The 21,334-nt window shown below is 40.0% G+C and carries 18 protein-coding genes; 12 read left to right on the top strand and 6 right to left on the bottom strand.

What is annotated here, in order from left to right:
- Window positions 1-341: 341 nt before the first annotated feature.
- A complete protein-coding gene (locus E3D81_RS01475; protein ID WP_134776158.1) occupies window positions 342-3,224 on the bottom strand; it encodes a DEAD/DEAH box helicase in 2,883 nt (960 codons plus the stop codon).
- 76 nt (window positions 3,225-3,300) lie between these two features.
- Window positions 3,301-4,092: a diaminopimelate epimerase gene (gene dapF, locus E3D81_RS01480; RefSeq protein WP_134776159.1), complete on the bottom strand. Its 792-nt coding sequence runs from the start codon at window positions 4,090-4,092 to the stop codon at window positions 3,301-3,303.
- Window positions 4,093-4,291: 199 nt separating this feature from the next.
- Here dapF and E3D81_RS01485 point away from each other — a divergent pair, with 199 nt between their 5' ends.
- The 11 genes from E3D81_RS01485 to E3D81_RS01535 all read left to right on the top strand — a co-directional run bounded on the left by E3D81_RS01485 (window position 4,292) and on the right by E3D81_RS01535 (window position 16,693).
- Window positions 4,292-5,836 (top strand): Do family serine endopeptidase, encoded by a 1,545-nt coding sequence (locus E3D81_RS01485; RefSeq protein WP_134776160.1) that lies wholly within the window; start codon window positions 4,292-4,294, stop codon window positions 5,834-5,836.
- A gap of 230 nt (window positions 5,837-6,066) precedes the next feature.
- Complete coding sequence (locus E3D81_RS01490) at window positions 6,067-6,501, top strand: low molecular weight protein-tyrosine-phosphatase (RefSeq protein ID WP_134776161.1); 435 nt, start codon at window positions 6,067-6,069, stop codon at window positions 6,499-6,501.
- Between the two features lie 73 nt (window positions 6,502-6,574).
- The gene (locus E3D81_RS01495) at window positions 6,575-6,922 is read left to right on the top strand and encodes a hypothetical protein (protein WP_134776162.1); all 348 of its coding nucleotides are present in this window, start codon (window positions 6,575-6,577) and stop codon (window positions 6,920-6,922) included.
- A 51-nt stretch (window positions 6,923-6,973) separates the two neighbouring features.
- Window positions 6,974-7,729 (top strand): peptidylprolyl isomerase, encoded by a 756-nt coding sequence (locus E3D81_RS01500; protein WP_134776163.1) that lies wholly within the window; start codon window positions 6,974-6,976, stop codon window positions 7,727-7,729.
- Window positions 7,730-7,753: 24 nt separating this feature from the next.
- Window positions 7,754-8,518, top strand: coding sequence for an exodeoxyribonuclease III (locus E3D81_RS01505; protein ID WP_134776164.1), 765 nt, complete (start codon window positions 7,754-7,756; stop codon window positions 8,516-8,518).
- A gap of 94 nt (window positions 8,519-8,612) precedes the next feature.
- On the top strand, window positions 8,613-8,810 hold the full coding sequence (locus E3D81_RS01510; protein ID WP_134776165.1) for a hypothetical protein: 198 nt from the start codon (window positions 8,613-8,615) through the stop codon (window positions 8,808-8,810).
- A gap of 37 nt (window positions 8,811-8,847) precedes the next feature.
- Window positions 8,848-9,891: a glutamate 5-kinase gene (gene proB / locus E3D81_RS01515; RefSeq protein WP_134776166.1), complete on the top strand. Its 1,044-nt coding sequence runs from the start codon at window positions 8,848-8,850 to the stop codon at window positions 9,889-9,891.
- 31 nt (window positions 9,892-9,922) lie between these two features.
- The gene (locus E3D81_RS01520) at window positions 9,923-11,194 is read left to right on the top strand and encodes a glutamate-5-semialdehyde dehydrogenase (RefSeq protein WP_134776167.1); all 1,272 of its coding nucleotides are present in this window, start codon (window positions 9,923-9,925) and stop codon (window positions 11,192-11,194) included.
- 2 nt (window positions 11,195-11,196) lie between these two features.
- A complete protein-coding gene (locus tag E3D81_RS01525; RefSeq protein WP_134776168.1) occupies window positions 11,197-11,583 on the top strand; it encodes a hypothetical protein in 387 nt (128 codons plus the stop codon).
- Between the two features lie 372 nt (window positions 11,584-11,955).
- Window positions 11,956-15,189: a SusC/RagA family TonB-linked outer membrane protein gene (locus tag E3D81_RS01530; protein ID WP_134776169.1), complete on the top strand. Its 3,234-nt coding sequence runs from the start codon at window positions 11,956-11,958 to the stop codon at window positions 15,187-15,189.
- Window positions 15,149-16,693, top strand: a complete 1,545-nt coding sequence (locus E3D81_RS01535) for a RagB/SusD family nutrient uptake outer membrane protein (RefSeq protein ID WP_209023093.1) — start codon at window positions 15,149-15,151, stop codon at window positions 16,691-16,693. Before E3D81_RS01530 ends, E3D81_RS01535 begins: the two co-directional genes overlap by 41 nt.
- Window positions 16,694-16,761: 68 nt before the next feature.
- Here the strand turns inward: E3D81_RS01535 and E3D81_RS01540 are convergent, their stop codons facing one another.
- The gene (locus E3D81_RS01540) at window positions 16,762-17,901 is read right to left on the bottom strand and encodes an acyl-CoA dehydrogenase (protein WP_134776170.1); all 1,140 of its coding nucleotides are present in this window, start codon (window positions 17,899-17,901) and stop codon (window positions 16,762-16,764) included.
- Between the two features lie 280 nt (window positions 17,902-18,181).
- On the opposite strand from E3D81_RS01540, the gene E3D81_RS01545 reads away from it, so the two are divergent.
- Window positions 18,182-18,817 carry a peroxiredoxin gene (locus tag E3D81_RS01545; RefSeq protein WP_134776171.1) on the top strand — a complete coding sequence of 212 codons (636 nt, stop codon included), beginning with the start codon at window positions 18,182-18,184 and terminating at the stop codon, window positions 18,815-18,817.
- A gap of 116 nt (window positions 18,818-18,933) precedes the next feature.
- On the opposite strand, the gene E3D81_RS01550 is transcribed toward E3D81_RS01545, so the two are convergent.
- The 3 genes from E3D81_RS01550 to E3D81_RS01560 form a co-directional block, all read right to left on the bottom strand.
- On the bottom strand, window positions 18,934-20,004 hold the full coding sequence (locus E3D81_RS01550; RefSeq protein ID WP_134776172.1) for a S1C family serine protease: 1,071 nt from the start codon (window positions 20,002-20,004) through the stop codon (window positions 18,934-18,936).
- A gap of 1 nt (window position 20,005) precedes the next feature.
- Window positions 20,006-20,602 (bottom strand): RNA polymerase sigma factor, encoded by a 597-nt coding sequence (locus E3D81_RS01555; RefSeq protein WP_245153264.1) that lies wholly within the window; start codon window positions 20,600-20,602, stop codon window positions 20,006-20,008.
- Between the two features lie 359 nt (window positions 20,603-20,961).
- Window positions 20,962-21,321: a DUF4870 domain-containing protein gene (locus E3D81_RS01560; RefSeq protein WP_099367781.1), complete on the bottom strand. Its 360-nt coding sequence runs from the start codon at window positions 21,319-21,321 to the stop codon at window positions 20,962-20,964.
- Window positions 21,322-21,334: the final 13 nt, after the last annotated feature.

Raw genomic sequence — 21,334 nt, forward strand, 5'->3', positions numbered from 1 at the left:
TGTCATTCTGATTCCGTTGAATTGTCACGCTGATTCCGTGGGATTGTCATTCTGATTGCCTTTTAATTGTCACGCTGATGATCGTTGAATTGTCATCCTGAGCATCGTCGAAGGATCTGTACGCTTGGAATTATTCGAACAGATGCTTCGACTGCGCTCAGCATGACATATTATTTCCGATATGAGTATAAAGATTGCTTCGTTCCTCGCAATGACGGTACTGGGTAATGACGGCACTGGGCTTAGATGGCGCGGTGCAAAACAGCCTCGGATGACGACCCTGTGCAATACAGCGTCAGATGCCTTCGCGGTGCAATGACGACCCTGCCCACTTCCCCAACCTATCTAAACAACTCATTGATATCCTCTTTTGTAAGGGATTTCACAAAAGATTCCTCCGTATTTATCAACGAGGTCGCTAAAGATTTCTTCATGCCCTGCAAAGCCAGTATCTTTTCCTCAATACTATCCTTCGCTATAAATTTATAAATAAACACATTCTTTTTCTGGCCGATTCGATGGCTACGATCAATGGCCTGTTGTTCTACAGCTGGATTCCACCATGGATCTAAAATAAACACATAATCCGCCTCCGTTAAATTCAACCCCGTTCCACCAGCTTTAATGGAAATCAAGAAAACCTGAACATCATCCTGCTCCTTAAATTTCCGAACCGCCTTATTTCGATCACTCGTCCCCCCATCCAAATAAGCATATTTTATCTTATTCCTATCAAAATAATCCCTGAAAATCTGAAGATGCTTCACAAACTGTGAAAATATCAACACCTTATTACCCTCCTTCAGAATGGATTCCATGGTTTCAATAGCGGCATCAAATTTTCCGGAACCATCTTTATAATTCGCATCGATCATCAATGGATGGTTGGCCAATTGCCTTAATTTGGTCAAGCCCTGCAACAACGCAATCTGTGAAGCTTTTCCCGAAAACGCCCCATCCAATAACGCATTTCTATACTCCGATTTTACTGTTTCATAGTATTCCTGTTGTTCCTCGGTCATACTGCAATAAAAAATCTGTTCGGATTTTGGGGGCAATTCCGTTGCTACCTGCGCTTTGGTTCTCCTCAAAACAAAAGGCTTGATAATAGCCTGCAATTTCTTCGCTTTGGCCTCATCCTTCTTTTTCTCAATCGCCAGCACGAATTCATTCTGAAAATAGGAAAAGCTTCCCAATAGACCTGGATTGACGAAATGCATCTGTGACCAGATATCTGCTACCGAATTCTCGATCGGTGTTCCACTCAGTGCCAATTTATTTCGACCTTTAAAATGCTTGATCGCAGTAAAAGACTTAGACCTTGGGTTTTTTATGTTTTGACTTTCATCCAGGATGATGTAGTTGAAATAATAATTGCTAAAAAGTTCCTCATCGATCCGCGCAATGCCATAGGTACTGATCACCAGGTCAAAATGTGAAAAAGCAAAGCTATCTCGACTCCGAGTCCCTCCGGTATGTAACAATACCCGCAGTTTGGGAACAAATTTCTCCGCTTCCTTTTGCCAATTGAAAATCAATGAGGTAGGAACAATCAAGAGGGATGTTTTAGGAAGGTCAGTTCCCACATTGGCTTCTTTCTGCTTCTGTAACATCGCCAGGGTCTGCACCGTTTTCCCTAAGCCCATATCATCTGCCAACAAACCACCAAAACGATATTCATCCAAGAAATGGAACCAATTATAACCAGCCTTCTGGTATGGCCTCAATTCTCCTTTAAAATATGCTGGTGCAGCCTGATCAACAATTTCATCAAATTCACCGAGTTTATTGAGCTTCCGCTGAAGACTTACCTGCGTATGCTCACTGATCTCATTCAGAAGACCAATATGCGTTTTGTTTAATCGAAGTTCCTCCTTATGAGCTGAAAACTGGAAGAGATGTTCGTATTGAGAGAACCATTCCTGCGGAATGATTGCTATTTCGCCATTTGGCAACTCAAATTCTTGTATTTTTTGGAGGATATGTTGCCGCAGTTGCATGAAAGGGATTTCATAATCCCCAAATCGGACAACCGCTTTAATATCAAACCAGTCATTCTTTTCCTCAATTTCAATGCTGATACTAGTTTTCCCGATCAAGAAGCGTTTGTCACTTTCTGATTGAATAACCTCAAATCCTTTTTCCTGAAGTTCGGTCAAATGTTCGTTCACCCATTCAATGGCCGACATTCGTATGCCTAAGGCATTGCTGCTGGCAGCATAAGTGCCAAATAGAGGGTCTACCTTTTCTAATCCCAAATCCGAAAGATATTTCGATCGGTTTTCCTCCCAGGCCATGGATCTTTTGATGCGGTAAAATTGGTGTTTATCCAGTTCTCGGTTATAGACATATTTTACGGTTACAGCATGCTGCCCACCGGCAGGGAAAGTAAAATCGCCATATTGGAAGTTTAATTGGAGTTGGGTTTCCTGTTCAGGCGAATGTATGATCCGTAATTGTGGTTTCGCGTTTTCCTTATACACGATAATATCGAATCCTTCGGCATAAACATGATGCTTCTCGATCAAGGAAGTGACAAATGTTTCGAAATACCTTTTTTCGGTATTCCTAGGAATGGATATAAAGCGTTTATTTAAAAATGGCGTTAGTTTTTTGCCTTCTAGCTCTTCATCAAAATGATATAAGGTGTTGTCCAATAATAACCAAGCCTGTTGATTGACAATGACTTCGGCGTTCTTGTACATGAATTCCATTCGGAAACCATCATATTTTAAAGTTGGAAAATAGCGGGTCTCTGTTTCATTCCTTCTAAAATGAAAAAGGATGGATGTTGGTTTTTCAGCTAATTTAAGTTCTTGTTCGGCCGGATATCCATCTTTGCTCATTAAGAATAACGGTTTATCACCAATGATATTAAGGATGGCCAACATTCCCTTTTCAATCTTCGGGCGAATGGAATCATAGATCTGCTGGTCGAAAATCTTGCTGAAATAGGTGATTGGACGGATGGCTTTTTTATGAAATCTTTTGATAATCTGGGTCTGCTCCATTTCATCGCAGAGTTGGATCAATTTTGCATCCACTTCATCTATTGCCTTGGCATATTCATCCACCGTGTTACTAAAAACCCGTTTATAGGATAAGGAATAAGATCCATTTTGATTTAGATACACGATATGTGGTTCGATGAGGTAGCCCAGGTAAGGGTGCTTCCCCAAAGAATAAACCAAGCGATAGGGTAAAGAAGTGTCTGTCTGCTGCATGATGGATCGTTCCTTCTCGAAAAAGCTACTAATATACAGTTATTCGCGCTTTTTCGCCTCCAAATAGCAGATTAAATTATTGTGAAATATCTATTTTTCCTTGAAAGACTTGTTCCGCTGGCCCAGATAAATAAACCTGACTGAAGCTATTGCCATCTTTGTGGAAGGAGATGTATAATTGCCCTCCTAAAACACGGATAGGGATATTAAAATCGCCATCTTCCCCAGATTGAAGAGCAACCGACATGGCTGAGGCAACAGCACCCGTACCACAAGCATAGGTTTCATCTTCTACACCACGTTCGAAGGTGCGGACAAAATAACCGTCCTCTTCTTTTTCAATGAAATTAATATTGATGCCCTCAGTTTTGTAGGTTTCATTGTTTCTGATGGCATACCCTTCTTGAAAAACATCCTTCTCTTGTAGGTTTTCGGTGAACTGAACATAATGTGGAGAACCGGTATTCATCACAAAAGCTTCACCATCCTTATGATGGTCATGGACATCAATCATTCCCAAATTCACCTGATTACCGTCAATACTGGCATCATGTTTTCCATCTACTGCCAAAAAGACAGTGTTAGATTCCACAACTCCCAGATCTCTGGCAAAGGCTACCAAGCAACGCCCTCCATTGCCACACATACTCCCTTCTTTTCCGTCTGCATTGAAGTAAAGCATTTGGAAATCATAATTATTTGTGTTTTGAAGCAGCATAAGACCATCTCCGCCGATTCCAAATCTTCGATCGCAAAGTTTTTCGATCAAATCTTGGTTTTTAGCATCGAAAATTAAGTTTCTGTTATCGATTAAGATGAAATCGTTGCCAGCACCTTGGTATTTATAAAATGAAATTTGTTGTGCCATAAGGTTGAAAATGTGCTGTAAATTTAATATTCTTGTTACAATAAACCCAGTTTTTGTTAAATCATGTTAAATGGTTAACATACATTGCTTCCATTAACATTTTTTAACTGACAAAACCAATTAAGAGAATTGTAATGGTATTACATTTGAATTAAGGAAAATGAAATTATAACAAAAATATATAAATCAACAATAGTATATGAAAAAGATAGGAGCAACATTATTGGCGGCCATTGTTGGAGGAGCTGTAGCTGTAGGGGGTTTCAAGCTTCTTGAAAAGAAACAAATGGACGGCATGACGTTCGAAGAGCGTCAAAAAGTATATTACGCAAATAATCCGGGGGAGGAAATTATGTCCTCAACTGGAAATCCAGATTTTACCCAGGCAGCAGCTGCTGTATCGCCTGGCGTAGTGCATATTCAAGTAACGGTATCAAGCCGTAACTCAGGAGGTGGCGGTGGTTCACCATTCGATATGTTTGAAGAATTCTTCGGAGTTCCTCAGCAAAGACGTGGTCAAGGTCGTCCGATGACGGCATCAGGTTCTGGGGTGATTATCTCTCCTGATGGATACATCGTGACCAATAACCACGTGGTAGAAGAAGCTGATAAAATTGAAGTGGTATTAACGGATAAAAGATCCTATGAGGCCAAAGTAATCGGACGTGACCCGAATTTTGATTTGGCTTTGATCAAGGTTAATGCTACTGGATTACCAATGGTTAAATTGGGTAATTCAGATAATGTACAGATCGGAGAATGGGTATTAGCAGTAGGGTATCCGCTTGGATTACAATCTACAGTAACTGCTGGTATCATTTCAGCAAAAGGTCGTCAGATCGGTATTTTGGGAGAATCGCAGCAACCACAGCGTCGATATGGACAAGGACAACAAGAGCAGATTATCAATACTGCTGTAGAATCCTTTTTACAGACCGACGCGGTAATTAATAAGGGAAATAGTGGCGGTGCATTGGTTAATGCACGCGGTGAATTGATCGGTATCAATTCAGCGATTGCTTCCCCAACAGGTACTTATGCAGGATATGGATTTGCTATCCCAATCAATCTTACCAAGAAGATCGTAGATGACTTCAAAGAATTCGGAAGTGTTAAGCGTGGATATATTGGGGTAACATTCAGTGAGATGAATGCTGATGTGAGAAAGCAGTACGGAATTGATGATCTGAATGGGGTTTATGTAAGCGATGTGGTGAAAGGTGGAGCGGCGGAAGCTGCAGGCATCAAATCTGGTGATATTTTGACCAAAGTTGAAGGAAAAACCATCTATGGATCTCCAGATCTACAAGAGCATGTAGCAAGATTGCGTCCAGGCGATAAAGTTAAATTGACCTACAAGCGTGATGGTAAAGAAAAAGATGTTACGATTACTTTAAAAGGCGAAGAGGCAAATAAGTCTAAATCACAGGATGAAGAGTCTAGTGCATCAGCAACTGAAATCTTCAACAAGTTGGGAGCTAGCTTTGTCCCTGCAAATGCACAAGTTAAGAAAGAATTGGGTATTAATTCCGGTGTAGTTGTTTCTCAAGTACATAGCGGAGGTATCTTCGAATACTTCGGTGTGGAAAGAGGATTGGTTATCACCCATATTAACGGAAAAGCCGTAAATAATGTGGATGATGTGGAATCTGCATTAGGTAGTACACAGCGAAATATCGTAAGGATAAAAGGAGTTCCTGAACGAGGAAGCTCTGTTGAATTTAATGTTCCTTTGAAATATTAGGAATAGATAATAGACGATAGATAATAGACGTTAGACCTTTCCCGTCATTGCGAGGAACGAGATTCCGTCATTGCGAGGAACGAAGCAATCTTTCGATTAGTGTAAAGATTGCTTCGTTCCTCGCAATGACGGTTTTTTATAACATCTAACATCTATAATCTAACATCTCAAATCTATCGTTTCAAATCTAACATCTCACATCTATCATCTAATTTACTATCTTTGAAACCATGAGAATTTTAATGGTGTGCCTGGGCAATATTTGTCGTTCTCCATTGGCACATGGGATTTTAGAACATAAGGTAAAAGAGGCGGGCTTGGATTGGGAGATCGATTCTGCTGGTACAGGTGATTGGCATATTGGACATGCCCCCGATAAAAGATCGGTACAGGTTGCAAAAGACCATGGCATCGATATCTCCATGCAACGTGCGCAGTTCTTCATTCCTGATCTATTCGAAGCTTATGACCGTATTTTAGTGATGGACAGACAGAACTATAAAGATGTTATTGCCCAGACTGAAAACCAGAAGCATAGAGATAAAGTCACCCTATTTTTGGATAATGACATCGTTCCGGATCCCTATTATGATTCCAATATGTTCAAACCGGTTTTTGACCTGATCGAAAAACGTTGCCAACAGTTGGTTGCTGAATGGCGATAATTCGATTTAACATCAGCTAAAGGTCTAAAAGCGAATTAACATTAGCTTAAGACCATTTACAAAATGATTTCAAATGCAAGCAGCAGAAATAAATACCAAATGGAAACATCTTCAGCAAGTCATTGCTGATCGATTTGAAATGGATACCCCCGACATCAAGATCATGTTGTTCTTGATCGGTGTGCAGGAATTGGGAAAGGGGCCACAGGCCTTTTCAAAAAGAGAAAAAGAGGAATTGATGCATATCGCCAATTGCCGTTTGTTCAGTAGTTTGGGCTTTTATGAACTGGAAGGTTCTGATGAACAAGGTTGGCCGCATTGGAAGTTGATAAAACCCATTCCAAATTATACCTTAATGGAACAAGAAATGATCATCAAATCCTTGGTCATCGACTATTTTGAAGATCAAAATATTATCTAAACAAGAACAAGATATCAATAAAAGAAAAGCAAAATATTATCCAAAAAATATATGAAGAGATTACTGTTTTTATGCGCATTATTCTTAGGGATTTCCTTCGCGCAGGCACAAACGCCTCAATTTTATTATGTGGAAATCAAGACCAATAAAGGCGATGCGCTTTTAAAACTCTATAATGAGACCCGAAAACATCGGGACAATTTTGTGAAATTGGTTAGGGAGGGATATTATGATTCTCTCATGTTTCACAGGGTGATCAACAACTTCATGATTCAAGGTGGAGATCCGGATTCCCGTTATGCAGCCAGCAGACAAAAACTGGGCGAAGGTGGACCAGATTATAAGATCCCTGCAGAAATCCAACCAGAATTGATCCATAAAAAGGGAACCATCGGTGCGGCGAGGGATAACAATCCAGCCAAAGAATCCGCAGCATCTCAGTTTTATCTGGTTCAGGGACGCGTATTTTCACAAGCAGCCTTGGACTCTTTGGAAAAATTTAGATTAAAGGGAGTAAAACTTACGCCTTTACAACGCCAGACCTATTCCACCATTGGTGGTACGCCACATCTGGATGGAAACTATACTGTTTTTGGTGAATTATTGCGTGGTGTAGATATGGTCGACAAGGTTGCTATCGTAAAAACAGATAGTAATGATCGTCCTTTGGATGATGTTCGTTTTGCGGTGCGCGTGCTGAATAAAAGAGAAGCTCAGGATCTAGAGCGCGAATTACAGGGATTGCCACCTAAAAAAGGCTTGTTCAGAAAATTATTCGGCTCCAAAGGACCTTATAAACTTCCTTAAAATAGAGATATAAACTTCCGTAAAATGAAGATATTAACCTATAATGTAAACGGTATCCGCGCAGCGCTTAAAAAAGGCTGGTTGGAATGGTTAAAACTTGAAAATCCTGATGTCATCTGTATACAGGAGATCAAAGCAAGCCCTGATCAAGTTCCAGAGATCGTATTATTGGAGGAAATGGGCTATGAACACTACTGGTATCCGGCACAGAAAAAAGGCTATAGTGGAACGGCCATTTTCACCAAAATAACGCCTAAGCATATTGAATACGGCTGTGGACATGAAGATTATGATTTTGAGGGAAGAGTGATCCGTGCCGATTTTGATAAGGCATCCGTTATGAGTGTTTATTTCCCATCGGGAACCACTGGAGATGTAAGACAGGATTTTAAATATAAATTCCTGGATGATTTTCAGCTTTATTCGAACGATCTATTGAAAGAGAAACCAAACTTGGTGGTTTGTGGCGATTTTAATATCTGTCACCGCGCCATCGATATTCACAATCCAAAATCCAATGCCAATAGTTCGGGCTTCCTTCCTGCCGAAAGGGAATGGATGGAAAACTTTATCAATTCGGGATATATAGATTCCTTCAGGCACCTGAATCCTGATCCGCATCACTATACCTGGTGGTCTTATCGTGCGGGAGCCAGAGGTAAAAACCTGGGCTGGCGCATCGATTACAATATGGTCTCTAATGGATTAAAAGATAGTATCGTTTCTTCTAGAATCCTTCCATCTGCGGTTCATTCCGACCATTGCCCGGTGGAATTGGTATTGGCTTAATCCGATTTCCGTTTAGCAGAAATCAACAGATATTTAAACAGACCTTAGGGTCTGTTTTTTGTTTTTAAGGATTTTTCTCGTTAAATTAGTTTTTATGAACAAATCCTTCATCCTGATTTGCTTAGGGTTAGCCGTATTTCTGCTGCTGCTTTCAGGCTTCCCATTATACGCCCAGTATAAAGGAGGTGAAGGTTTGTCATTTTCTGATTTTCTTGTCCCCAGCTCGCTGCTGCTCTCTTGTATTGTTTTTATCAATCTCTGGAGAACCTATAAGCAGCAATCTGCTGGTTAAGCTATGCTTTTCTAAAAATCAACCCTAAATTTTATTCATGAAAAAGCCAATTTTAGTCATAAAATTTGGTTCGGCTTCCATTACCAATCATGGTGAGGTGGATGATCGGATCGTGTTGGAGATTGCCCGACAATGTGCGCAACTTCAATCAACCTATAATATCGTATTAGTTTCTTCTGGTGCAGTTGCTGCCGGCAAGCGATTTATTCCGAAATATACCGGTACTTTGTCGCAGCGGAAAGCCGCAGCTGCCATTGGAAACCCCTTATTGGTCATGACCTATGCCTCCTTTTTTCGCCCCTATAAAATAGCCTTGGCCCAAAGCTTATGCGAAAGACATCATTTTTCCAATCGCAGTCAATTCCTGCAATTGAAAAGCACCTACGAAACCCTATGGAAAAACAATGTGATCCCCATCGCCAATGAGAACGATGTGGTGAGCAATAAGGAATTGAAATTCTCCGACAATGATGAACTGGCTACCCTAATCGCAGTAGGATTTGGAGCAGAAAAACTGCTTTTCAGCACTTCCGTACCAGGGGTCCTGAATGAAAGGGGAGAGGTTATCCCGCAGATTGATAAGATTGATCGTTCGATTTTGGCTCTGCCAAGCAAGGGAGTTTCTGATGTCGGTTTGGGTGGTATGGTATCCAAATTGAACTTTTCCCGAATGGCTACGCAGATGGGAATTGAAGTGGTTATTTTTTCCATGGAAAAGGAGAATGGGCTGCTGAAGGCCGTTCGAGGTGAAAACGGTACGGTATGCTTGCCCCAGAAAAAACAATTATCCTCCAAGAAAAAATGGTTGGCAAGTGGGAGTTTGATTTCGGGTTTGATTCAGGTAGATGATGGCGCTATTGAAGCGATCCTGAAAAGGAAAAGTTTATTGGCTGTTGGGATTAAGAAGGTTGTTCAGGATTTTGTGGTAGGAGAGGTTTTCCAGATTATGGATGAACAGCAAGTGGTCCATGCGGTCGGAAAATCCAGAATTGATTCTGTTAGCCTGATGCATGGATTGAAATCAAGGGAGGGACTTCGGAATCTGGAAATTGCTCATGCAGACGATATCGTCCTGTTATAGGCAGCATAATTTCATGTTAATAAAAGAAAAGATGAAAAACTTAGAAAAAGAAGATAAAGTAGGAATACAAGCGGAACTGGAACAGGCTAGGCAAGCTAAATGCACCATGGCCAGCATGTCAAATGCCGATAGACAAGAGGTTTTGAAAAAAATTGCTTCAAGTCTTTTAATAAACAAACAGCTTATCATCCAGGAAAATCAGAAGGACTTGGCAAAATTGGATGATAAAGATCCAAAGCGCGATAGGTTATTATTGGATGAGCCCAGAATAGAACAGATGGCAAGTAGCATTTTGGAGGTGTCGAAATTGGATGATCCAACAGGTCAGATGCTTTTGGAAAGGGAGCTTCCAAATGGATTGTTGGTCCGTAAAGAAACAGTTGCCCTTGGGGTCATCGCGGTCATCTATGAGTCCAGGCCAAATGTGACCATTGATGTGGCCAGTCTTTGTTTGAGGTCTGCTAATATTTGTTTATTACGAGGAGGCTCAGATGCTTGGTACAGTAATTCCTGTTTGGTTGAAATCCTTAAGGAGGTTCTGGTATCTGCTGGTTGTAATCCCCATCTTGTTCAATTGCTTCCCGTAGAGCGTGAATACGTAGAAGAACTATTGCATGCGCGTTCCTATGTCGATCTGATTATCCCAAGAGGGTCGCAAAGTCTTATCAATTATGTAAGGGAGCATGCTAAGGTGCCTGTGATTGAAACTGGGGCAGGTGTATGCCATACCTATGTGGATGAGACAGCTGACCTGGACATGGCGGCCAATATCATTGCTAATGCTAAAATATCAAGACCTTCCGTTTGTAATGCCTTGGATACGATCTTAGTCGATGCGCTCGTCTTGAATGGCTTACTGGAACGCTTGGCTCCAAAATTTGAAAGCGCGAAGGTCGAAGTATTGGCAGATGCAATATCCTATCCTGTTTGGAAATCCTTTGCTTACCAGCACCTGGGAAAAGCTACGGAAGACGATTTTGGAAGAGAATTTCTTGATCTGATTTGTTCCATGAAAGTAGTGAATGGGCTTGAAGAGGCATTAGAACATATTGCACATTATTCTTCCAAGCATTCGGAATGCATTGTCTCCCAAAATCCCAAAAATATTGCGACATTTATGAAGATGGTTGATGCAGCAGCAGTATATGCCAACGCTTCCACTAGATTTACGGATGGAGGAGTGTTCGGTTTAGGGGCAGAAATTGGTATTTCTACGCAGAAGCTGCATGCCAGAGGGCCATTTGCACTGGAAAAACTAGTTTGTGAAAAATGGTTTATTAATGGACAAGGACAAATTAGATAATTATGGGAATACGATATGAAAAGGATACGATCCTGAATTGGATCAATGAGATGGGTAAATTTTTACGTTTATTGGTAGATAAGAATGAACAATTACAAATCTTATCGACAGAGGAGTTCAACAAAGAAGGATATTTACATTTTTTTAATAAGGATAGGTCATTTTTTGTCGAAAATGACCTTAAATCCTTAACGGATTTTGTTGCTGGCTTGGAGATTGAACAGATTAGACCCCTTGCACAGCTATTAATGTATGATGGATTGATGTCTGATGATCAGGATCTCTTGAAAAAATCAAAATTTTTATTCGAATTGAACATGAAAAAGTCGGGAGCTTTTTCATTTGATGATTATAATTATTTAAGCCTTATCGAGAATCGATTGAAATAAGTTGTTTTAACACCGATTGGAATAACCTTGAGGAATCGAGGTTATTTTTTTGGTTTGAGCTTCATAGTTCTCTAAAATTTTGAATGAATATTATTCAATTAAGCCAATTTTTTTACAATTAGAAAGAGTTTGAATAATTTTTTTATCAATATACTGTCAAAATTTTAAAGAAATTATTAAAGAAACCCAATTAAAACTAAGTTTTTAATAAAAAAGTGAGAAAATATTAAAAGTTACAATGAAGTGTTAAGCTTTTGTTAAAAAAATATTATATGTTTGAATTGTGGAAATTATGCTAATTATGATAGTTCAGGTCTAACCAGCCGGAACTAACCAAAAAAGCAATTATTTAACAAACTCAAACAATTATTTATGAAACAAAATTTACTCAGTTTTATTCTGCTGTGTGCCCTATTTATAGGTGTTGCTCATGCGCAGAATCGTCAGGTGACTGGTCGAGTTTCTTCACAAACCACAGGAGAAAACTTGCCAGGGGCAACTGTTAAAGTTGTCGGGACTTCCATCTCCACACAGACGGATGGTGCCGGAAATTACAGTATTTCTGCGCCTGCGAATGGATCACTAACCATCACTAACGTTGGTTTCATTTCGCAAACAGTTCAAATCAACAATCGCTCTGTTGTAAATGTCGTATTGGCAGAAGATGAAACTTCATTGGACGAGGTAATCGTTGTTGCCTATGGTACGGTGAAAAAATCAGACTTTACAGGTTCTGCAACTCAAATTGGTGAGAAAGAATTGGATAAAAGACCTCTTTCGAACCCATTAGTTGCTTTGCAAGGTGCTGGACCAGGTATCCAGACAAGTGCACCAGGTGGTGCTCCAGGATCATCTCCAACCATCAGAATCCGTGGTATTGGTTCCTACTCAGCAGGATCAGGCGCACTTATCGTAGTGGATGGAGTTCCTTACGATGGCGGAATGTCCAATATCAACCCATCTGATGTAGAATCTATCACCGTGTTGAAAGATGCAGCCACCATCGCCATGTACGGATCTCGTGGTGCGAATGGTGTAATTATGGTTACCACTAGAAAAGGTAAAGCAGGAAGTCCTACTTTGCAAGCTTCTGCCCAATTTGGTTATAACCAAAATGGTGTACCTAATTACAATACCGTTTCTGCAGGGGAGTATTATGAGTTGATGTGGCAAGCTTACACCAATAACATGATCTATGGCGAGGCAAAACTTCCTGTGGACATTGCTCGTCAGATTGGTTCTGGTCTTTTGCCAAGAAATTCAGCTGGAAACCAGGTGTATAATGGAAAAACCTACCAAGATATCGTTCAATTTTTAGGAAATTACAATGCTTTCGATATTCCTAATAATGAATTGGTGAGTGTAGATGGTATATTCAACCCTAATGCTAAATTCAAATATTCTGATTACAAAACTTGGGAAGAGGAATCCACTAGGAACGGGAAAAGAACGGAGTATAATGTAAATTATTCAGGTTCTTCAAATAATACCGATTTCTTTGCTTCAGCGAACTATTTGAAGGATAACGGTTGGTCATACAGATCTTCCAAAGAAAGGTTTTTGGGTCGCTTAAACTTAAACTCTCAAATCAAGAGTTGGTTGAAAACAGGAATGAATTTATCCGCGGGTTCTCATACAGATAATAACGCATCTAGTGGTGATGGTATCAATAACCCTTTCTATTTCAGTAGAGGTATTGCGCCAATTTACCCTGTTTACTTAAGAGATCCTCAAACGGGTAATCTTATCTTGGATGCAAATGGAGAAAAACGTTACGATTATGGAAATTTTGTTGCAGACTATGGATTAAACCGGATTTTCAATAGTGGTCGTCATGCGTTGGCAGAAACCATGATGAACAATGACTTCGGTAATCGTGAATTCATTAACGCAAGAGCTTATTTAGATATTAATTTCTTGCCTTGGTTAACATTGAGCACAACTTTTAGTCCTGATTTTACAAATACTAGAGGAGAAAGCTATGAAAACACTGAGGTAGGTGATGGAGCTCCAGCTGGTCGTTATAGCCAAGGCTGGACGAGATCTTATTCGTATACCTTCAACCAAATCTTAAGAGCTAACAATAGCTTTGGATTGCACAATCTAGAGACATTATTAGGTCATGAAGTTTATTCATACAAATATGAATCTATCAATGGTATGAGAACTGGACAAGGTTTCGATGGAATGCACGTATTCAGTAACTTTGTGGATATTGCTTCTTTGACTTCTGGTAAAACAGAAAGTACAATGGAAAGTTATTTCGCGCGCGCAAACTATAATTACAATAGCCGTTATTATTTAAGCGCTATGATCAGAAGAGATGGTAACTCTAAATTCCATTCAGATTTAAGATGGAACAATTTCTGGTCTATTGGTGGTGCTTGGCGTTTAGACCAAGAGGCTTTCTTCCAAAATGAAAACATTAATTTATTGAAATTAAGAGCATCTTATGGTGTGTTAGGTAATGCTGATGTGGGTTACTATCCTTATCAAGCTACTTATGGTCTTTATAACAATGCATCAGAATCTGGTTCAGCAATGACTTCACTTGGTAGTAGTGCCCTAACTTGGGAAACTCAAAAACCATTTGATATCGGAGTGGATTTTGCGTTCTTGGACAATAGAATCAATGGTACTTTAGAATATTACCACAGAAACTCTGATGGGTTATTATTCAGTGTTCCTCAACCTTATCATAATGGTGGTACTACTGGAGGTTCATTTTCTATCAACCAAAACGTTGGAGCGGCAACGAACAAAGGTATCGAGTTGTCTGTAAATGGTCAATTGATCAGAAAAGAAAACTTTAACTGGACGCTAGGAATCAACCTAACTACGATTAAAAATGAAATGACCAAAATGCCGTTAGAAACTCCAGAAATTGTTGATGGAGCCTACAAACGTTCAGTTGGCCATTCTATGTATGATTTTTGGTTGAGAACATATTATGGAGTAGATCCTGATAATGGTAATGCCTTGTATTTGGGCTTGGCGGAGAATGCTACTTTTGATCCAAAATACCACAAAGTGATTGAACGTGGAAATGGCGTTATGGATACAGTAACCTCAGATCACGGTACCGCAAGGTTATCTTATGTTGGAAAAAGTGCAATAGCTCCAGTTTATGGAAGTATTGTGAACACCTTCAACTATAAAGATTTTGAATTTGGATTTGTATTAACTTATGGTCTTGGTGGTTATGCCTACGATGGCCAATACGCAGGGTTAATGAGTGCAGGTCCTACAAATGGTGCGAATTTACATGAAGACTTATTAGGTGCTTGGAAAAACCCAGGAGATGTATCGCTTATTCCTGCGATGAATACATCTAGGACTGGTCAAACAAGCGCTTTATCGGATCGTTGGTTAAGAAAGAGATCCTATTTGAATATTAGTTCGATCAATTTAGCATACACTATACCATCTCAGTATGTTTCTCGTATAGGCGTAAAAAATGCGCGCTTATATGCAAGTGCAGAGAACCTATATTTCTGGTCGGCGAAAAAAGGATTTAACCCGGTAGGAGCTTTTACAGGTAATACTGGAAACAATACCTATACGCATGCAAGAACAATTAACTTTGGTGTTAACTTTGGATTCTAAGATTATGTTTTTTAAGAAGATTTTTAATAAAAAGACTGTTTTTGTAGCTACTGCAATGGCAGCCCTATTGATAAGTGGTTGTAAAAAAGATTTTTTACAAAAAGACCCTACAGGTAGTATAGGCCCAACCATCATTTTTTCCACAACGAAAAATGCACTTACTGCCATTAATGGTATGCACCGTTATATGTATTCACAATGGCACAGCAATCAGGCGGCCGGTGGTCAAAGTGGAAACATGATCTATACAGAAGTGTTAGGTGATGATTTTGTGATGACCGGTGCTGCAAACGGCTGGTTCAACAGTGAATATAAGTGGAATAGCCATAGAAACGAGACGGCAAGCATTCTGTTGTTCAATTATGGTTTCTACTATGCATTAATTGGTAATGCGAATGAAATCATTGCGAACATTGATGCTGCAGAAGGTCCACAAGAAGAAAAGGATTTTATCAAGGGTCAGGCATTGACTTACCGTGCATGGAGTTATTACCAAATGGTACAACTTTTTGGTAAACGATATGTAAAAGGCGGAGATAACTCTTCTATGGGTATGTCTTTGGTTTTGGAAAAGACCGAAGGTGCTGTTCCTAGAAATACCGTGGAGGAAACTTATGACCAAATCAATAAGGATTTGGATGCAGCGATTGAGCTGTTCAAAACGGCAACACCAAGACCTAATGTTTCCCATTTAAATAGCAATGTGGCAAAAGGAATTAAAGCGCGTGTAGCTTTGACCCAGCAAAATTACGATATCGCTGCTGCAATGGCTAAGGAAGCACGTCAAGGATATACTTTGATGACAGCTGCACAATACTTGAATAATTTTGTGGATGTAAATAATCCAGAATGGATTTGGGGTATTGAACACCGTGAGGATCAACCATTGTATTTCTATTCCTTCTATGCGTATGTAGGTAATTTTAGTTCTACCAATACAAGGGGTAATCCAAAAGCAATTAACTCTTTGCTTTATGATAAGATCTCAGCAACAGATATCCGTAAAAAGCTTTGGGATCCAACGGCAAAAGAGGCAGGATTCCCAGTAGCTTCTGGCGGTGTAAGACAACCATATATGACCAGAAAATTCACCTTGCCAAACCCTGGAAACAGTAACGGCGATTTGATGTTTATGCGTGCTGCCGAAATGTACCTTATCGAAGCAGAAGCTTTGGCTAGAACTGCAGGTAGAGAAGCAGAAGCTAAGCAAGTATTGTTTGATCTAGTAAAAACAAGAGATGCGGCTTATACTTTATCGACAAACACAGGTGCGGCTTTGATTGAGGAAATCTTAGTACAAAGACGTGTGGAGTTATGGGCTGAAGGTTTCCGTTTTTACGATTTGAAACGTTTGAATTTACCATTGGACAGAAATGGATCAAACCATAACGCAACTTTGGCAGATGTAATGAGTGTTCCTGCTGGAGATAAAAGATGGGAATTCTTAATTCCAAGATCAGAATTGAACAGAACTTTAGGAGTAGTTGTTCAGAATCCTTTGTAAGAAGGATTATTATAAAAGCCCTGTAGAATCATCTACAGGGCTTTTTTTATTCCATTTTCTCCATCCCCCTAATCCTTCAACACCTCCCTAGCAATAACCAACCTTTGTATCTCCGAAGTCCCCTCATAGATCTGCGTAATCTTCGCATCCCGCATCAACCTTTCCACATGATACTCCTTCACATACCCATAACCACCATGAATCTGCACGGCCTCCACGGTATGCTTCATCGCCACTTCCGATGCTTGCAGTTTCGCCATGGCAGCCACCTTTCCATACGATAAACCTTGATCCTTCGTCCAGGCAGCCTTATAAGTCAACAATCTTGCCGCTTCAATATCCACCTCCATATCCGCTAATTTAAACTGTATCGCCTGATGATTAGAAATCGGTTTGCCAAAAGTCTTTCTTTCCTTAGAATAAGCCAATGCCAGATCATAAGCCCCAGCAGCAATACCCAATGCTTGAGCCGCAATCCCAATCCTACCACCATCCAACGTCTTCATAGCGAATTTGAAACCAAACCCATCCTCTCCGATGCGGTTCTCTTTCGGAACCCGCACATCAGAAAACATCAACGAATGCGTGTCCGAGCTTCTGATCCCCAATTTATTCTCTTTAGGACCAATACTGAATCCCTCCATGCCTTTTTCAACGATCAACACATTGATACCCCTATGTCCTTTCTCAGGATCAGTTTGTGCAATAACCAGATAGATATCCGCATTTCCACCATTGGTAATCCAGTTTTTGGTGCCGTTCAAGAGGTAATGATCCCCTTTATCCTCCGCCATAGTATGTTGCGATGAAGCATCCGATCCAGCCTCCGGCTCGGAAAGCGCAAAGGCCCCCAATTTCTCCCCAGAAGCCAATGGCTTCAAATATTTCTGTTTCTGCTCTTCCGAGCCGTATTCATTCAATCCATAACATACCAACGAATTATGCGCCGACATGATCACTGCAGCAGAAGCATCGATCTTCGCAATCTCTTCCAATGCCAATACATACGCCAAGGTGTCCATTCCAGCACCGCCATAAGCCTCTGGGACCATGATGCCCATAAAGCCCAGGGAACCCATCTGTTTCACAAAATCGTAAGGAAATTTTGCCGCTTCATCTCTTTCTATTACCCCTGCTTTCAGTTCCTGTGCAAATTCGCGAGCGGCATCACGAATCATTTTATGCTCTTCGGATAGTTCAAAATTCATATCGTTTGTTTATATGGTATAACCAAATATACATAATATTACTATGCAAGCATAATAATAATCCAATCAATTTTATCCTTTCTCCTTCAAATAGCTCCCCCGGACCTCTAACATTTGTCATCTTTAACTTTTCTCAAAACTTTATGAAAGCCCTCGTTGTTAAGTAGATAGTTTTAATTTACAAAAAACTGACCATCATACACGACTAGAATTTTGGAATTAAAAATAAATACTACTATATTGGTAGAGTATTATTAGAAACAATTAAAATATTAATTATATGAGCTTAAGACTAGGAGACACAGCGCCAAACTTTCAGGCAAAGACATCTATTGGAGATATTGATTTCTACGATTATATCGATGGGAAATGGGCCGTATTATATTCGCATCCTGCAGACTTTACCCCGGTATGTACCACTGAGTTGGGCATGACCGCCAAGTTAAAAGAAGAATTTGAAAAAAGGAATGTTAAGGTATTGGCATTAAGTGTGGATTCTGTTCCTGAACATTTGGAATGGATCAAAGATATCAATGAAACCCAATCCACCAATGTAGATTTCCCTATTATTGCTGATGAAGACCGTAAGGTGGCAGAATTATACGATATGATTCACCCGAATGCTTCGGCAACAGCTACCGTTCGTTCCGTATTTGTGATCGGACCAGACAAAAAGGTGAAATTAACATTGACCTATCCAGCTTCTACCGGTCGGAACTTCATCGAGATCCTTCGTGTCATCGATTCTTTGCAGTTAACAGATGAATATCAGGTGGCAACCCCTGCGAACTGGGAGGATGGACAGGATGTAATTGTTGTTCCAGCTATTAAGACGGAAGATATCCCTGGTAAATTCCCGAAAGGTTATACCGAGATCAAACCGTATTTGAGAACAACTCCTCAACCCAATAAATAAATCCCACAACCCAACAAATAAACCAACTGTTTATTTCGGGAAATTATTAAATACCATAAAAAAAAGGTTTTGCCACTGGCAAAACCTTTTTTAACATACATAAGTCTTGTTATTGTTTAATATACCTTCACCATGTAGATAAAGTCCTGCAACTTTTTGATCTGCTCGGTGCGAGGTAGATTTGATAGGCTGTTTTTACTGCTCAGCACGATATTACCTTTTAGGGAATCTTTAGGGATTCTGTTCAGGGTTTCGATCAGCGCTTTTGTCTTAATGGCAAATGCGGCGCCATCAATACCTTTTTGTTTTCCGGAAATAATACCGATCACATTTCCTTGTTTATCCAATACCGGACCACCACTGTTTCCAGGGTTTACAGGTACCGAGATCTGATAAGCGGTGGTATCACCACTATACCCGGTGGACGAACTCAAATAACCTTCGCCATACACCGCTTCATCCCTAGGATATCCAATAGTGAATATGCCTTCGCCCAGATCCAAGCCCTGACGCTTGAACGTATATGGGATGTTTTGGCTCATATTGAAACTGGTATCCGAAATATGAAGGATTGCCAAGTCTTTCTCCTCATCCACATGGATGACAGCAGCTCGGTAAATTTCGCCTTTGTTATTCTGAAGATGGATAGAATCAGCTCCGCTAACCACGTGGAAGTTGGTCACCACATAACCATCTTTTGTCAACATGAATCCCGTTGCACCAAATTGTAAAGGAGTAGCGGCAGGGTTCTCTTTGCTGTTGATATTACGGATTGCATTATGGTGCGCATTGACATTACGCTTTACGTTGTTTATCTCGCGTTTAAGCGCACTGTATTCTGTAGTGGTCTTACGTATCGTCGAGAAGTATCCGGTTAAATAGAGCGTCGCTAGAGAAGAAATGACAGCAACAGCCGCAGCTGCAACAGCATTGATCTTTAATTTTCTCCACATTCTTAACACAATCGGCTCTATGGATGTATTTTTAACCACCTGATCCAGTGAAGCAATAAATTCTTTTCGGTTTTCATGCTTGCGCAAGTCCGATACAAATTCCTTATGCGAAAGAAATTGTGAATTCCATTCAGCGTCCTCGCGGCAAAGGCTTTCGAATTCCAATCGCTCCTTTGCGGTCATCTCTCCGCCAAGGTATCGGTCTGCTAATGTTAAAAATTCTGTTTGATTCATGTTATCTTTCATCCTTTACCCATTGGTCAAAAAATAATTTTTTCAACCGTTGTAAACACTTGTATTTTTGGTTCTTCGCATTGTCAGCATTCGTGTATCCCAATTGATCACATATTTCCTGCATGGATTTTTTCTTGATGTAGAATTCTTTCAGGATGCTGGCACAGGGCTCACCTAAGTTGGCCATGGCGGCTTCCATCTGATTGAATTTTACTTCTTCGGCTTCATGGCTCTCCAAAGCTGAATCCATATCCGGAATATCCAAGTTCTCCTGGTCTATGCTATCCAGGGAAAGATTCCGTCGATTCAGTTGTTTTAACCACAACCGCCTACAAATCGCATATAAGAACGTGTTTAATTTGCTGCTTAGCTCAAAACCTTCCGCTTGAGTAATCTTATCATACAATACGATCATTGCTTCCTGAAAGATATCCTTTGCTTCATCCTCTGTCCCCTTGTTGTTCAGGATCATGTGCGATACTGATGGATAACAGGTTTTGTAGATATCAGCAATCGCCGAATTCTCCCCCTTACGCATCCCTTCCAACAATTCCATGTCCGTGCGCGTCTTTACTAATATCTTTCTGATTTTACTCACTAATTAATACCCTTATTTTCAAATAGTAACCCATAATAATCAAAAAATTGAAATTATTATGAATTCTTTCCCAAACGTAAAAGAATTTTTATGTAATAACAATAACGTCTTCTAATCCTTATAAATTATTTAATTAAAGAAACCATATCTTTTTGGATATGGTTTATCACTTATTTTTTAAAATACTGTTTTTTATGCTAAAACCATGGCATCGTGTTAGAAACAATATTAAAGTATGCTTTTAGTATGGTTAAAGCATGTGTTTATATGCTCAACATAGGAATTGCATACTTTCACATTACTTTCACTATGGTTTCAGAGCGAACCTAATCAGATAAAACCCTACGTTCCTGATCCGATTAGATTCCCGAAAAAATACTGTTGAAATATTCCCCTAGAATGGGCACTGGTTTTTTATGGCCGTTCACCGCATTCATTACCCCAGCGATCCATAGAATAACCAATAAGACAAATCCTAAAACGGAGATGATCCAACCAATAAAAGGTAGATAACTGAACATCCCAAAGATAAACATAGCCAGGAATATGCCTAAGGATTGCCGGATGTGAAAAGTGGTAAAGTCGTTCCGTTTCTCGTTGTTCAATACAAAAGCAATGATGAGACCGATAGCCGTCAGGTAGGAGATGATGGCAAAATTCTTACCATCCTCCATCAAATTATTGCCTCGCTGATCAAATGGGCTTGATGAGTTTTTCATAAATAGTTTAAAA

The sequence above is a fragment of the Sphingobacterium sp. CZ-2 genome, assembly GCF_004526235.1.
Lineage (GTDB): Bacteria > Bacteroidota > Bacteroidia > Sphingobacteriales > Sphingobacteriaceae > Sphingobacterium > Sphingobacterium tenebrionis.

Coding starts and splice junctions, on each gene's coding strand:
- E3D81_RS01475 (WP_134776158.1), bottom strand. CDS start 3,224: ATGCAGCAGACAGACACTTCTTTACCCTATCGCTTGGTTTATTCTTTG.
- dapF (WP_134776159.1), bottom strand. CDS start 4,092: ATGGCACAACAAATTTCATTTTATAAATACCAAGGTGCTGGCAACGAT.
- E3D81_RS01485 (WP_134776160.1), top strand. CDS start 4,292: ATGAAAAAGATAGGAGCAACATTATTGGCGGCCATTGTTGGAGGAGCT.
- E3D81_RS01490 (WP_134776161.1), top strand. CDS start 6,067: ATGAGAATTTTAATGGTGTGCCTGGGCAATATTTGTCGTTCTCCATTG.
- E3D81_RS01495 (WP_134776162.1), top strand. CDS start 6,575: ATGCAAGCAGCAGAAATAAATACCAAATGGAAACATCTTCAGCAAGTC.
- E3D81_RS01500 (WP_134776163.1), top strand. CDS start 6,974: ATGAAGAGATTACTGTTTTTATGCGCATTATTCTTAGGGATTTCCTTC.
- E3D81_RS01505 (WP_134776164.1), top strand. CDS start 7,754: ATGAAGATATTAACCTATAATGTAAACGGTATCCGCGCAGCGCTTAAA.
- E3D81_RS01510 (WP_134776165.1), top strand. CDS start 8,613: ATGAACAAATCCTTCATCCTGATTTGCTTAGGGTTAGCCGTATTTCTG.
- proB (WP_134776166.1), top strand. CDS start 8,848: ATGAAAAAGCCAATTTTAGTCATAAAATTTGGTTCGGCTTCCATTACC.
- E3D81_RS01520 (WP_134776167.1), top strand. CDS start 9,923: ATGAAAAACTTAGAAAAAGAAGATAAAGTAGGAATACAAGCGGAACTG.
- E3D81_RS01525 (WP_134776168.1), top strand. CDS start 11,197: ATGGGAATACGATATGAAAAGGATACGATCCTGAATTGGATCAATGAG.
- E3D81_RS01530 (WP_134776169.1), top strand. CDS start 11,956: ATGAAACAAAATTTACTCAGTTTTATTCTGCTGTGTGCCCTATTTATA.
- E3D81_RS01535 (WP_209023093.1), top strand. CDS start 15,149: ATGCAAGAACAATTAACTTTGGTGTTAACTTTGGATTCTAAGATTATG.
- E3D81_RS01540 (WP_134776170.1), bottom strand. CDS start 17,901: ATGAATTTTGAACTATCCGAAGAGCATAAAATGATTCGTGATGCCGCT.
- E3D81_RS01545 (WP_134776171.1), top strand. CDS start 18,182: ATGAGCTTAAGACTAGGAGACACAGCGCCAAACTTTCAGGCAAAGACA.
- E3D81_RS01550 (WP_134776172.1), bottom strand. CDS start 20,004: ATGAATCAAACAGAATTTTTAACATTAGCAGACCGATACCTTGGCGGA.
- E3D81_RS01560 (WP_099367781.1), bottom strand. CDS start 21,321: ATGAAAAACTCATCAAGCCCATTTGATCAGCGAGGCAATAATTTGATG.